The sequence below is a fragment of the Polaromonas sp. YR568 genome (genome assembly GCF_943369415.1).
Classification (GTDB): Bacteria; Pseudomonadota; Gammaproteobacteria; order Burkholderiales; family Burkholderiaceae_C; genus Polaromonas.
This window is the reverse complement of record NZ_CALRNF020000003.1, coordinates 66203-78877: the sequence shown is the minus strand read 5'-3', so window position 1 is coordinate 78877 and position 12675 is coordinate 66203. Positions and strand designations below refer to the sequence as shown.

13 protein-coding genes are annotated in these 12675 nt (G+C 65.8%); 8 read left to right on the top strand and 5 right to left on the bottom strand.

The window, feature by feature from the left end:
• A complete protein-coding gene (locus ACLV74_RS02875; RefSeq protein WP_411877860.1) occupies window positions 1-1062 on the top strand; it encodes a malate/lactate/ureidoglycolate dehydrogenase in 1062 nt (353 codons plus the stop codon).
• Window positions 1063-1077: 15 nt separating this feature from the next.
• Here the strand turns inward: ACLV74_RS02875 and ACLV74_RS02870 are convergent, their stop codons facing one another.
• On the bottom strand, window positions 1078-1833 hold the full coding sequence (locus tag ACLV74_RS02870) for an SDR family NAD(P)-dependent oxidoreductase (protein WP_411877859.1): 756 nt from the start codon (window positions 1831-1833) through the stop codon (window positions 1078-1080).
• A 56-nt stretch (window positions 1834-1889) separates the two neighbouring features.
• A complete protein-coding gene (locus ACLV74_RS02865; protein WP_411877858.1) occupies window positions 1890-3311 on the bottom strand; it encodes a mannitol dehydrogenase family protein in 1422 nt (473 codons plus the stop codon).
• A 139-nt stretch (window positions 3312-3450) separates the two neighbouring features.
• On the opposite strand from ACLV74_RS02865, the gene ACLV74_RS02860 reads away from it, so the two are divergent.
• The 7 genes from ACLV74_RS02860 (at window position 3451) to manD (ending at window position 9494) form a co-directional block, all read left to right on the top strand.
• Window positions 3451-4191 (top strand): FadR/GntR family transcriptional regulator, encoded by a 741-nt coding sequence (locus tag ACLV74_RS02860; RefSeq protein ID WP_411877857.1) that lies wholly within the window; start codon window positions 3451-3453, stop codon window positions 4189-4191.
• 63 nt (window positions 4192-4254) lie between these two features.
• Window positions 4255-5094 carry a substrate-binding periplasmic protein gene (locus tag ACLV74_RS02855; protein ID WP_411877856.1) on the top strand — a complete coding sequence of 280 codons (840 nt, stop codon included), beginning with the start codon at window positions 4255-4257 and terminating at the stop codon, window positions 5092-5094.
• A gap of 71 nt (window positions 5095-5165) precedes the next feature.
• A complete protein-coding gene (locus ACLV74_RS02850; protein WP_411877855.1) occupies window positions 5166-6014 on the top strand; it encodes a transporter substrate-binding domain-containing protein in 849 nt (282 codons plus the stop codon).
• A gap of 93 nt (window positions 6015-6107) precedes the next feature.
• A complete protein-coding gene (locus ACLV74_RS02845) occupies window positions 6108-6773 on the top strand; it encodes an amino acid ABC transporter permease (protein ID WP_411877854.1) in 666 nt (221 codons plus the stop codon).
• Complete coding sequence (locus tag ACLV74_RS02840; RefSeq protein ID WP_411877853.1) at window positions 6770-7429, top strand: amino acid ABC transporter permease; 660 nt, start codon at window positions 6770-6772, stop codon at window positions 7427-7429. The genes ACLV74_RS02845 and ACLV74_RS02840 overlap by 4 nt, the downstream gene beginning before the upstream one ends.
• The gene (locus ACLV74_RS02835) at window positions 7426-8223 is read left to right on the top strand and encodes an amino acid ABC transporter ATP-binding protein (protein WP_411877852.1); all 798 of its coding nucleotides are present in this window, start codon (window positions 7426-7428) and stop codon (window positions 8221-8223) included. Before ACLV74_RS02840 ends, ACLV74_RS02835 begins: the two co-directional genes overlap by 4 nt.
• A 59-nt stretch (window positions 8224-8282) precedes the next feature.
• Window positions 8283-9494 carry a D-mannonate dehydratase ManD gene (manD, locus tag ACLV74_RS02830; RefSeq protein WP_411877851.1) on the top strand — a complete coding sequence of 404 codons (1212 nt, stop codon included), beginning with the start codon at window positions 8283-8285 and terminating at the stop codon, window positions 9492-9494.
• 117 nt (window positions 9495-9611) lie between these two features.
• Here manD and slmA read toward each other — a convergent pair whose 3' ends face one another.
• From slmA to ACLV74_RS02815, 3 genes are all read right to left on the bottom strand, one after another.
• The gene (gene slmA, locus ACLV74_RS02825; RefSeq protein ID WP_411877850.1) at window positions 9612-10262 is read right to left on the bottom strand and encodes a nucleoid occlusion factor SlmA; all 651 of its coding nucleotides are present in this window, start codon (window positions 10260-10262) and stop codon (window positions 9612-9614) included.
• A gap of 162 nt (window positions 10263-10424) precedes the next feature.
• A complete protein-coding gene (locus tag ACLV74_RS02820) occupies window positions 10425-11855 on the bottom strand; it encodes an ATP-binding protein (RefSeq protein ID WP_411878042.1) in 1431 nt (476 codons plus the stop codon).
• Between the two features lie 107 nt (window positions 11856-11962).
• On the bottom strand, window positions 11963-12667 hold the full coding sequence (locus ACLV74_RS02815) for a response regulator (RefSeq protein WP_411877849.1): 705 nt from the start codon (window positions 12665-12667) through the stop codon (window positions 11963-11965).
• Window positions 12668-12675: the final 8 nt, after the last annotated feature.

Below are 12675 nucleotides of genomic sequence, written 5' to 3'. Positions count from 1 at the left end.
ATGCAAAAAACCCTTCACGCTACAGATTTGCGCGCCCACTGCGCCCGCATCCTCGCCGCCGCCGGCAGCTCCGCCGAAGAAGCCGAAAAAGTCGCCGCCAACCTGGTCATGGCCAACCTCAGCGGCCACGACTCGCACGGCGTGGGCATGCTGCCGCGTTATGTGGATGCGGTGCTGGAAGGCGGCCTCACGCCGAATGCGCAGGTCAAAACGGTGCTCGATGCCGGCGCACTGCTGAGCCTCAACGGCCAGCGCGGCTACGGCCAGGTGGTCGGCGAGCAGGCGATGGCGCTGGGCATGGCGCGCGCCAAAGAGCAAGGCAGTTGCATCCTGGCGCTGGCCGAATCGCACCACCTGGGGCGCATAGGCCATTTCGCCGAGATGGCGGTGGCGCAAGGCCTGGTGTCGCTGCACTTCGTCAATGTGATGACGCGGCCCGTGGTGGCGCCCTGGGGCGGCGCCGACGGCCGCTACGGCACCAACCCCTGCTGCATAGGCATACCGCTGAAAGACAGCCCGCCCTTTGTTTTGGATTTTGCGACCAGCCGCGTGGCCCAGGGCAAGATGCGCGTGGCGCACAACCAGGGCAAGGCCGTGCAGCCCGGCCTGCTGATCGACGAACACGGCCAGCCGACGACAGACCCCGGCGTGGTGGTGGTGCCGCAGGCCAATGGATTTTTCGGCGCGCTCATGCCCTTCGGCGAACACAAGGGTTACGGCCTGGCCGTGGCCTGCGAGCTGCTGGGCGGCGCGCTGACCGGTGGCGGCACCTGGCACCACCCGACGGTGAGCGTGCGCGCCGTCTACAACAGCATGCTGACCATCCTGATAGACCCGGGCAAACTCGGCACGCAGTCGGCGATGGAAACCGATGCGATGGCCTTCGTGGAATGGCTGCGCAAAAGCCCACCGGCCGACGGCAGCCACGGCGTGCAGATTGCCGGCGAGCCCGAGCGCCGCGCGCGCGTGGAACGCGAACGCGACGGCATTGAGATCGATGGAAGCACCTGGGAAGAAATCGTGGGCGCCGCGGGAAAGTTCGGCCTCACCTTGCCGGGCTAGGCTTTTAGAGCCGCTCTAATCGAACTGCAGGCCGCCGTTGAGATCCAGCACCTCACCGGTGATAAAGCCGCTGAGCGGATGCGCCAGGAACAGCACGCTGTGCGCCAGCTCTTCGAGTTCGCAAAAACGCCCCACAGGAATCTTTTGCCGCAGTTCGGCCTGCCGCTCCGCGCTGACCTGTTCGGTCAGCATCTGGGTTTTGACAAAGGTGGGAGCCAGCGCATTGCAAGTCACGCCGAAAGGCGCGTATTCGCGGGCAAAGCTGAAAGTCAGTGAAATGATCCCGCCCTTGCTGGCGGCATACGCGGGCAGCGGCGACAGGCCGCCGGTTTTTGCGCCGTAAGACGACATGTTGATGATGCGGCCGAAGCCGCGCGCTTTCATGCCCGGCGCCACGCGCTGGCTGACGTAGAACACGCCGTCCAGGTTGACCCTCAGCGTCTTGTGCCAGAGCTCCGGCGTGGTCTGCTCGCAGTTGGCGTACTGCAGATACCCCGCGTTGTTGACGCAGACGTCGATACGGCCGAAATGTTTTTCAATCTCGTCGCACGCCGATTGCACCTGGGCGTAGTCGCTCACGTCCATGACAAAGCAGGCCAGCCGGTCGCCGTGGTGCGCCAGTTCGGCGGCCACGGCTTCAGTGCGCAGGTCGGTGGCTGCGACGCGGTAGCCCGCATCGAGCAGCGCGCGCGCGGTCGCCAGGCCCATGCCGGCATTGGCGCCGGTGACAAGTGCGACCTGGTCCTGGATGGGGGGATGTTTGGGGATCATGGCTTGGGTGTTTCCGTATTCAGTGTTTGAGCTTGACAGGGAGACTGCGGGCGCGGTCAGGCATACGGGGAGCGGCCGGCCTTGAATTGCACAAGCGCCATGACGGCGCCCAGGGTTTGGATGCGTTCCAGCCAGAAGCCCACGCGCGAGGTCCAGCGAGGGTCGGCGGGCAAGGTCTCGCCCCAGATCGCCGGCTGCTGCAGCAATGCCGCCACCGTGCCGGGCGCGTCGCCGCGGTGCTGCTTCGCGATGGCCTGGAGGCGCTCGCCGGCAGGGTCTGAAATCGCATAGGGCTGGCCCTGGTCGTCTTCGGCCAGCAGGTAGCGCATCCAGACGGCGGCCGCGAAGGCCAGCGGCTCGACGTCGGCGCCGGCCGCCAGCCGGGTGTGCAGCGTGGGCAGCCAGCGCAGGGGAATCTTCAGCGAACTGTCCGTGGCGATCTGGTGCACCTTGTGGTGCAGGTCCGGGTTGGCGAAACGCGCGAGCAAGGCATCGCGGTAGGCCGGCAGGCCGGGCCGCTGCAGCTGCGGCATGACGATGTCGGTCATCAGGTGATGCACGAACCAGCGGATGTCGGCATTCGCCACGCAGTCGGCCACCGTGGGCAGGCCCATGACGGCGCCCATCAGGGCTATGGCGGTGTGGCTGCCGTTGAGCATGCGCAGCTTGGCCTCTTCAAAAGGCCTGACGTCTTCCACCACCTGCACGCCCATGGCCGCCAGCGCGGCGCCGTCGGCCGGGTCCACGAAGTGGCGCTCTATCACCCACTCCCAGAAGGCTTCGGTACCCAGCGCGCAGGCATCCTCCAGGCCGGTCATGCGGGCGGCGTCGGCGCGGTGCTGGGCGGTGGCCGCGGGAACGATGCGGTCCACCATGCTGTTAGGGAAGGCGCAGCTGCTTTCTATCCATTGCGCCAGCACGGTGTCTTGCGCGGCGGCGGCGTCCAGGCACAGCTGGCGCAGCTTGCCGCCGTTGCCGCTGAGGTTGTCGCAGGAGGCAATGGTCAGGCCGCCCAGCCCGGCCGCATGGCGCGCGGACAGGCCCGCCACCAGTTGCGCCGCGAGCGCGGGGCCGTAGGCTTTTTCGGTCACCGTGAGCGTGACCCAGCGGGTCGCGGGCGCGGCAATGGCGGCGGTCACCCGTTCCGGCTCGCGCGCCGCGACGCAGGTGTCCAGCACAGAGCCGACCACCTGCCAGCGCCGCCCTTCGGCATTGGCGACCTGCAGGGTGTAAAGCCCGTCCTGGCGGGCCAGCGCGTCAGCCAGTTCGGTACTGCGCATGGCCACGCCCAGCACGCCCCAGCGCGTGTCGCCGCCTTGCAGCAGGGCATCAAACACCGCGGCCTGGTGGGCGCGGTGAAACGCGCCCAGGCCCAGGTGGACCACGCCGGGCGCCAGGGCGCTTCGGGGGTAATCGGGAAGACGCAGGGAGGGCGGAAGCGTCCGCTCATCCAGGACGGTTTGGGAGAGTGCGCGCATGCGTGGGGCCTGCCAATGAAAGGACTTCATTGGACGATTGGACTGACCACTTATCCATAGTGGTAAACCACTATTGGTCTTTTTTACCCCAGAAACCCATAATTGGTCCAACCACTTTTGGATCCAACCGGAACATCCCATGGCACTCCAACTCATCCAGCCGGCCGCCCCCGACGACACAGCGGCAACGCCCCGGGCGCTGTCCGACCGCTCCTACCAGCGCCTGGCCACCCAGCTGCTGGCGCTGATCGCCCAGGGCGAGTTCAAGCTCGGCGAGCGGCTTCCGTCGGAACGCGCGCTGGCCGAACGCTTTGACGTGAGCCGCACCTCGGTGCGCGAAGCCATGATCGCGCTGGAGTTGCAGGGCGTGGTCGAAGTGCGCGGCGGCTCGGGCATTTACGTGACGCAGGTGCGCGCCAACGCGGCCGCCTCCCCTTTCGTGTCGGAAACCGGCCCCGGCCCTTTTGAATTGCTGCGCGCGCGTTGCCTGATCGAGTCGGAAATCGCCTCGGTCGCGGCAGAAACCCGCAAGGACGCCGATCTGGACCGCATCTTCACCGCCCTGAGCGACATGCGCGAGCACATCGACAACAAGGAAGAGAACGAGGCGGCGGACCAGCTCTTTCACCTGCGCATCGCCGAATCCACCGGCAACAGCGTGCTGCTGCAGATGGTGAGCGCCATGTGGGCGCAGGCCAAGGGCCCTGTCTGGACCAAGATCGAACACCACTTCCACACGCAGGAGCTACGCCTGGCTTCGCACGCCGACCACCAGCGCATCTTCAAGGCCTTGCTGGCGCGCGACCCGATCGCAGCGCGCACCGCCATGCGCGCCCATCTCGAGCGAGTCATCAGCGAGTTCGCGCAGGCCTGGAGATGACGCGGCTCTCCCGCTTTTAGCCCCGACAGTTCTTCCCCCCAACAACACAGAAAGAGAGACAAGATGAACGTGCCCAAACTGAAACTCAAATCCACCCTGGCCGGCCTGGCGATGGGCCTGGCGAGCGCCGCGCTGTTCGCGCAGGCGGTGCCGGCGCCCGGCACCAGCCCGCGCATCGACGCGATCAAAAAATCCGGCGAGCTGCGCGTGGCGGTTCTGCAAAACTCCCCGTGGCTGCTCGAGAACACGACCGGCAGCGGCGTGGCCTGGAGTGGCCCGGCCTGGACGCTGGCCAATGAATATGCGCGCCTCCTGAACGTCAAGCTGGTGCCGGTGGCGGTATCGCATGAGACCAAGGTGCCGGTGCTGGCCGCCAACCAGGTCGACATGACCATCAGCCCGCTGGGCGAAACGCCGGAACGGCTCAAGGTGGTGGACTTCGTGATCTATTCGACCACCAGCGTCTGCATGTTCGGCCGCGCGGGCAATGACAAGCTGGCCAAGGTCAAGTCGGTGGACGACCTCAACAGCCCCGACATCACGATTGCCTACTTCACCGGCGGGGCCGAAGAGAACTGGGTCAAGGAACGTTTTCCCAAAGCGAAATTCCGTGCCGTCGCCAGCTCGGGTGCCACCGCACCCGTGGAAGAAATCATGGCCAAGCGCGCCGACGCGGCGCCCATCAACCGTGTGCCCTGGGTCAACCTGAACCAGAAGGTCAAGGGCCTGACGGTGTTTCCGCAAGAGAACAACTGCCAGGGCAGCAAGGAAAAAGCCTCGCCCGTGGGCCTGGCCGTCGACAAGAACCAGCAGGTCTACCTCGACTGGCTGCGCGCGGTGGAAAAAACGCTGGAACCCAAACTCGCCGCCGAAGAAAAGCGCGTGGTCGAGAACCTCAAGTAAGCGCCGGTTGAGACAACCGCGGCGCCGCGAACGGTGCCGCCCTCCATTCCTCCAACAGAAAGAGACAAACCATGAACCGCTTCACCTCCTCCCTTCGCCTGTGCAGGCATCTCGCGCTGGCCGCCGTTGCCGCCGGCGTATCGGCCGCCGCCTTTGCCCAGACCCCCCCCGCGCCCGGCGCCAGCCCGCGCATCGACGCCATCCGCAAGGCCGGCGTGTTGCGCGTGGGCGTGGTCAACAACCCGCCCTGGCTGGCGCAGAACACCACCGGCGAGGGCGAGGCCTGGTCCGGCCCTTCGTGGCTGCTGGGCAAGGAGTTCGCCAAACTGCTGGGCGTGAAGATGGTGCCGGTCCCGGTCAGCCATGAAACCAAGGTGCCGGCGCTGATCGCCAACCAGATGGACATCATGATCGGCCCGTTGAACCAGAACGCCGAGCGCGCCAAGATCATCGACTTCGTGACCTTCTCCAGCACCGGCGTGTGCATGTTCGGCCGCGCCGACAACCCGAAGTTCACCAACGCCAAGACGCTGGAAGATTTCAACAAGCCGGAGATCACCATGGCCTACTTCTCGGGCGCCGGCGAGGAGCCGCTGGTGCGCGAGCAGTTCTCCAAGGCCAAGCTGCGCGGCGTGACCAATTCCGGCTCGGTCGCGCCGATTGAAGAGGTGCTGGCCGGCCGCTCGGACGTCGCGCCGCTGAACCGCATGCTCTGGCCCAACATCAACAAAAAGGTCAAGGGCCTGGCGGTTTTCCCGAAAGAAAACAACTGCCAGGACAGCAAGATCTTCGAGATCAAGACCGGCATGGGCGTGAACAAGAACGAGCAGGTCTACCTGGACTGGCTGCGTGAAGTCGAAAAACGCATGCAGCCCCAGTTACAGGCTGAAGAAGTGCGCATGACGCAGAACCTGAAGTAAAGCGGGCCCGCGGCCCGCCGCCTCAGGCGGCGGGCCGCCCTCTTCCCTTCGCCTTCTCCTTTCTCTTTCATTCAACCCCGGACGGACCTTCCCATGGACGTGGATTTTTCACCGATCATCGAGAACTGGCGTTTCTTCGCCAGCGGCCTCGGCGTCACCGTCCTGCTCAGCGTGATCAGCGCGGTGACCAGCATCCTGGCGGGGCTGGTGATCGCGCTGCTGCGCCTGTACGGCCCGCGCTGGCTCAGCACGCTGCTGGTGTTTTACGTCGACACCATGCGCGCCATCCCCATCCTGGTGGTGCTGGTGTGGATTTACTTCGCCTTCCCGCTGCTGGCCGGCGTGACCTTTCCGCCCTTCTGGGCCGCGCTGGTGGGGCTGACGCTGCACATCGCGGCCTATGCGTCCGAGATCATCCGCGCCGGCATTGAATCGATACGGCCCGGGCAGACGCGCGCCGGGCTGGCGCTGGGCATGTCGCGCGCGCAGATTTTGCGCAAGATCATCCTGCCGCAAGCCACCATCCGCATGCTGCCGGCTTTCGGCTCGGTGCTGACCATGGCCATCAAGGACACGGCCATCGCCACCGTGATCGCCGTGCCCGAACTGATGCACCGCGCCGAAACCGTGGCCGGCCAGAGCTACCGGCCGGTGGAGGTGTTCACGGCCGTCATGGTGCTGTATTTCCTGGTGCTGTTCCCGGTCACCCGCATCGTCGACCGCATGTACCAAAAACTCGCACACCTGGGGCGCTCATGAATTTCGACTGGAACGTCATCTGGACGCACCGTGGCGCGCTGTGGGACGGCGCGCTCATGACCGTGGGCCTGACGGTGCTGACCATGCTGCTGGCCGTGCCGGGCGGCATCCTGCTGGCGCTGATGCGCCTGTCGTCCAACAAGCTGCTGAGTTCGGCCTCGCTGGCCTTCGTGGAATTTTTCCGCAACCTGCCGCTGATCCTGGTGATCTACTGGGCCTTCTACGTGATGCCCATCGCCTTTGACGTGCAGTTCTCCGCGCTCACGACGGCGCTGGTGGCGCTGGTGCTCAACGTCTCGGCCTACAACGCCGAGACCTTCCGCGCCGGCATCAACTCCATCCGCAAGGGGCAGATGGAAGCGGCCCTGGCCATGGGCATGTCACGCCGCCAGGCCATGTTCAAGGTGGTGATCCCGCAGGCGGCGCGGCGCATCCTGCCGGTGCTGGCCAGCACCTGGATTTCGCTGTTCAAGGACACCTCGCTGGTGTCGGTGATCGCGGTCAGCGAGCTGGCCTACACCTCGATGCAGATACGCGCCCAGACCTTCCGGGTGCTGGAGATGCTGACCGCCATGGCCGCGCTGTACTGGCTCATGGGCTACCCGCAGGCAAAACTCGTGGACTGGATCCACAAAAAATACGGAGTCAAGGAATGACATCAGCTACCCAACAAGGCATAGCAGCAACAGCGCCCCGCAAGGGCGCCGACCAGCCGCCCGTGCTGGTCTACGAAAACGTGAAGAAGATGTACGGCGACTTCGTGGCGCTCAACGGCGTCTCGCTGCAGGTCAACAAGGGCGAAGTCATGTGCCTGATCGGCCCCTCGGGCTCGGGCAAGTCGACGCTGCTGCGTTGCACCAACGCGCTGGAAACCCTCAACGGCGGGCGCGTGCTGCTCGACGGCATTCCGCTGCCCACGCGCGAAACCGAGGTGCGCAAGGTGCGCCAGCGCATGGGCATGGTGTTCCAGAGCTTTGAGCTGTTCCCGCACAAGACGGCGCTGGACAACGTGGCCATGGGCCCCATCACCGTGCTGGGCATGAGCGAAGCCGACGCGCGCAAACGCGCCATGGTGTTGCTGGAGAAGGTGGGGCTGGAATCCAAGGCCGGCAACTTCCCGGCCAACCTCTCGGGCGGCCAGCAGCAGCGCGTGGCGATTGCCCGCGCGCTGGCGATGGAGCCGGAGGTGATGCTGTTCGACGAGCCGACCTCCGCGCTGGACCCGGAAACCGTGGGCGAAGTGCTCAACGTGATGAAAAAGCTGGCCCAGGAAGGCATGACCATGATCGTCGTCACGCACGAAATGAGTTTTGCGCAGCGCGTGGCGAACTGGGTGGTGGTGTTTGAAAACGGCGCCATCCTGGAAGAAGGACCGCCCGCGCAGATCTTCGAGAACCCCACGGTGGCGCGCACCCGCGACTTCCTCGGCCACCTGGGATGGAACGGCTGAGCCGCCCCGCCTTGCCCGCCTTTCATTCTTTTATCCCCACTGATTACCCCTGACTTTTCATGAAAATCACCAACGCCCGCGTCATCGTCTGCAGCCCCGGCCGCAACTTCGTCACCCTCAAGATTGAAACCGACGAGGGCCTGACCGGCATCGGCGACGCCACGCTCAACGGGCGCGAGCTGTCCGTCGTGAGTTACCTGACCGAGCACGTCATCCCCTGCCTGATAGGCCGCGACGCGCACCAGATCGAGGACATCTGGCAATACCTTTACAAGGGCGCCTACTGGCGGCGCGGCCCGGTGACCATGAGCGCGATCGCCGCGGTGGACACCGCCCTCTGGGACATCAAGGCCAAGGCGGCAGGCCTGCCGCTGTACCAGATGCTGGGCGGCCGCAGCCGCAACAGCGTGATGGTCTACGGCCATGCCAACGGCAGCGACATCGCCCACACGGTGGACGAGGTGCTGCGCTACAAGGAAATGGGCTACCAGGCGATACGCGCGCAAAGCGGCGTACCGGGCCTGGAAAAGGTCTACGGCGTGGGCAAGGGCAGCATGTTTTACGAGCCGGCCGACGGCAACCTGCCGGGCGAGCACGACTGGAGCAGCGAAAAATACCTGCTGCACACGCCCAAGCTGTTTGACGCGGTGCGCCAGGCCGTGGGCCCGGACACCCACTTGCTGCACGACGCGCACCACCGCCTGACGCCCATCGAGGCGGGCCGGCTGGGCAAATCGCTGGAGCCGTTTCACCTGTTCTGGCTGGAAGACGCGACGCCGGCCGAAAACCAGGAGGCTTTCCGCCTGATCCGCCAGCACACCACCACGCCGCTGGCCGTGGGCGAAATCTTCAACACCATCTGGGACTGCAAGGACCTGATCCAGAACCAGCTGATCGACTACATACGCGCGACCGTCGTGCATGCCGGCGGCATCACCCACCTGCGGCGGATTGCCGACTTCGCCTCCATGCACCAGGTGCGCACCGGTTGCCACGGCGCGACCGACCTTTCACCGGTGTGCATGGGCGCGGCGCTGCACTTCGACACCTGGGTGCCCAACTTCGGCGTGCAGGAATACATGCGCCACACGGAGCAGACCGACGAAGTCTTCCCGCACGCCTACCGCTTTGAGAAGGGCTTTATGCACTGCGGCGAAACACCGGGCCACGGCGTGGAGATCGACGAGAAGCTGGCCGCCAAATACCCGTACCAGCGTGCTTACTTGCCGGTGAACCGCTTGCAGCACGACGGCACCTTGTGGAATTGGTGAACTGGCTCACCCCTGCTGGCGCTCACTTCGTGTAGCGCCCCCTCCCCTTGCAGGGGACAGGCGCCTTGGGACCGGCAAAGCCGGATCCCGGCCCCCGCTAGATAAGAATCCGTGCCCTTAGGCCAGTATCGTTGCGAGGCTGGCTTCGAGGTGCTCTGAGGGCAGGCGTTTAAAGCCTGAGCGAGCGAAGCGCTGCAGGCGGCCGACCATAAAGGCGACGATGACGGAGGCGCGGACCTGGGCGTCTACCGTGGGGGTGGCGGCGCCGCTGGCTGTCGCTGCGTCGCGCAGGCTTTGTTTGAGGCTGGATTCCAGCTTGTCGAAGAACTGGTTCATGCGTTCCTGCAGCCTGTCGTTTTCAAACACCAGCGCATCGCCGACCATGACGCGGGTCATGCCGGGGTTCTTTTCGGCGAATTGCAGGATCATGACGACCAGCTTGCGGGTGCGGGCGGCGTGGTCGGGTTCGCGTTCGCCGATCTGGTTGATCAGGGTGAAGACGCTTTGCTCGATGAACTCGATCAGGCCTTCGAACATCTGGGCCTTGCTGGCGAAATGGCGGTACAGCGCGGCTTCGCTCACGTCCAGCCTGGCGGCCAGCGCCGAGGTGGTGATACGTTCTGCGCCCGGCTGCTCCAGCATGGTCGCCAGCGCCTGCAGGATCTGGACCCTGCGCTCGCCCGGCTTGGGGCGCTTGCGCACCGCAGGCTCGGCGGATGCTGGCGTGGCCTGCGGGCTCAATTCGGATTCAGACGCTAAGTCGGACATAGGCGATGGAATGGAGAATGTTTCAAAAAACCGGGAATCGTTGCAATTGATTCTCGCACAGGGAAGTGACAGATCAGGGCTTGCGATGCCCGGGTTTTTTCACGTGAGGCGAAGCTACAACGTTCTGTTTCGTAACAGCGAGCGCTCACTGTGGCCGGGGAACTACAAACTCAGGCGGACCCGCAATCCGCGCGGGCCAAGGGTATCTGTAACGGCGTCGTCCAGTTCCAGTTGCGAATGGTGGACGCGGGCAATTTCGCTGGCGATGGCCAGGCCCAGGCCGTTGCCCTCGCCCACCGTGCCCTGGACCCGGTAAAAGCGCTGCAAGGCCTTGGCGCGTTCATGCGGCGCGATGCCCGGGCCGTCGTCTTCGACCTCCAGGAACACGCCCGATGGATTGTGCCCGGGCTCGCCGCCGCCATGCGGGCTGGGGCCGCACCGTATGGTCACCGTGCCGCCGGCCGGCGTGTACTTCACGGCGTTGTCCACCAGGTTGCTTAACAGTTCGCGCAGCAGCCATTCATAGCCGGTGGCCTGGGCGGGCTGGGTTTCCAGCCCCAGGTCTATGCCCTTGCGGGAGGCGGCGTCCAGGTGCAGGGGCAGGATGGATTCACACAAGTCCTTCAGGTCCACCCGCTGCATGGGCTGGGCGGCGGCGGCCGAGGCGTCGGCGCGCGACAGCGCCAGCAGCTGGTTGGCCAGCTGGGAGGTGCGCCGCGTCGCGTTGCGCAGCTTGATGATTTTGTCGGCGGGCAGCGTGAGGGCGCCGTCCGAACCGCCGGCCTGCGCCACCTTCGCCACCTTCGCCGCTTGCGCCCAGGCCTCGACCTGGGCCTGCAGCCCGGCCAGCGGCGTGCGCAGCTGGTGTGCGGCGTCGGCGACGAAACGGCGCTGCCCTTCGGCCTGGTCGTTCACCAGGCCGAACAGGCGGTTCAGCGCGCTGACCAGCGGTTGCACCTCGGCGGGTGTGGTGAGCGGGTCGATGGCACTCAAGTCGCGCGGGCTGCGGCGCTCCACCGCGTCTTTCAATTCGATCAGCGGCTTGAGCGCCCGCGTGACGGCCCAGTTGACCGCAAAGCCGGCCGCCAGCACCAGGATGATGTTGGGCAGCAGCACCTTGAGCAGCACGGAACGCACCCACTGCTGGCGCGGGTCCGAGCCGTCGGCCAGCTCGACGATGAGTTCGCCCGCGGCGGTCTTGATGCGCTGGGCCGCGATGCGGTAGATCACGCCGTTGAATTCGATGCTGTGGAACTCGGGCTCGTGCGTGGCCGGCAGGAGTTCGGGGATCCAGATCTCGCCGGCCAGGAATTGCCCCTCCGCGCCCGAAATACGAAAGCCGGCGGAGCGGGTGCGGCCCTTGAGGAAATCCTCCACCTCGGGCGCCAGCAGCAGCACCGGCGCCTTGCCGTGCGCGGGGCCGGGCGCCACCACGGAATCGGCCAGCAGGGGAATCAGCCGCAGCAGCTGCTGGTCTTTTTGCAGCGCGACGTTGCCGGCGGTTCGGTAGTCAAAATAAATGCTCACCAGCGCAAAAATGCCGAGCGGCACCAGCAGCAGCAGCAGCAGGCGGCGCTGCAGGCCCGACTTCATGGCCGCGGGCACGAGGCGGCTGTTGCCGGTGCGCAGGGCCAGGCCGCGGAGCCGGCTTTTCAGGCCGGCGGCCCAGGATTGGCCGGGGGAGTCCATGCCCGCGCCGCTTATTCGGCGCCCGCGCCGGAAGGCATGCCGGATGAGGCATCCACCAGTTCCAGGCGGTAGCCAAAACCGCGAATGGAGCGCACGGCGATACCGTGCGGCTCCAGCTTGCCGCGCAGGCGCGAGATATAGACCTCGATGGCGTTGGGCGTGATTTCCTTGTCCCAGCCTGTCATGGCTTGCAGCAGCTTGTCCTTGCTGGCGGGTTTGGGAGCGTTGATCAGCAGGTATTCCATGACCGTCCACTCGCGCGGGCCGAGTTCTATCAGCTGGCCGTTGGCGCGGGCCTCGCGCCTGGCGGTGTCGAGTTCGAGCGCGCCGAAGCTCAGGGTGGCGCTGGTGGCCGCCTGCGAACGCCGCAGCAGCGCGCGCAGGCGAGCCAGCAGTTCGGGCAGCTCGAAGGGCTTGACCATGTAGTCGTCGGCGCCCAGGTCCAGGCCCTGGACGCGGTCCTGCAGGGCATCGCGCGCGGTCAGAATCAGCACCGGCATGGCCAGGCCGCCGCGCCTCAGGCGCCGGGTCAGTTCCAGCCCGTCGATGCGCGGCAGGCCGATGTCGATGATGGCGGCGTCAAAGGTTTCCGCCTGGAGGACTTCCTCGGCACGCTCGGCGCTGCCGACCCAGTCCACCGCGTAACCGGCATCAGTGAGCCCCAGCTTGATGCCGCTGGCCACCATCACGTCGTCTTCCACTAAAAGTAAACGCATCTATCTGG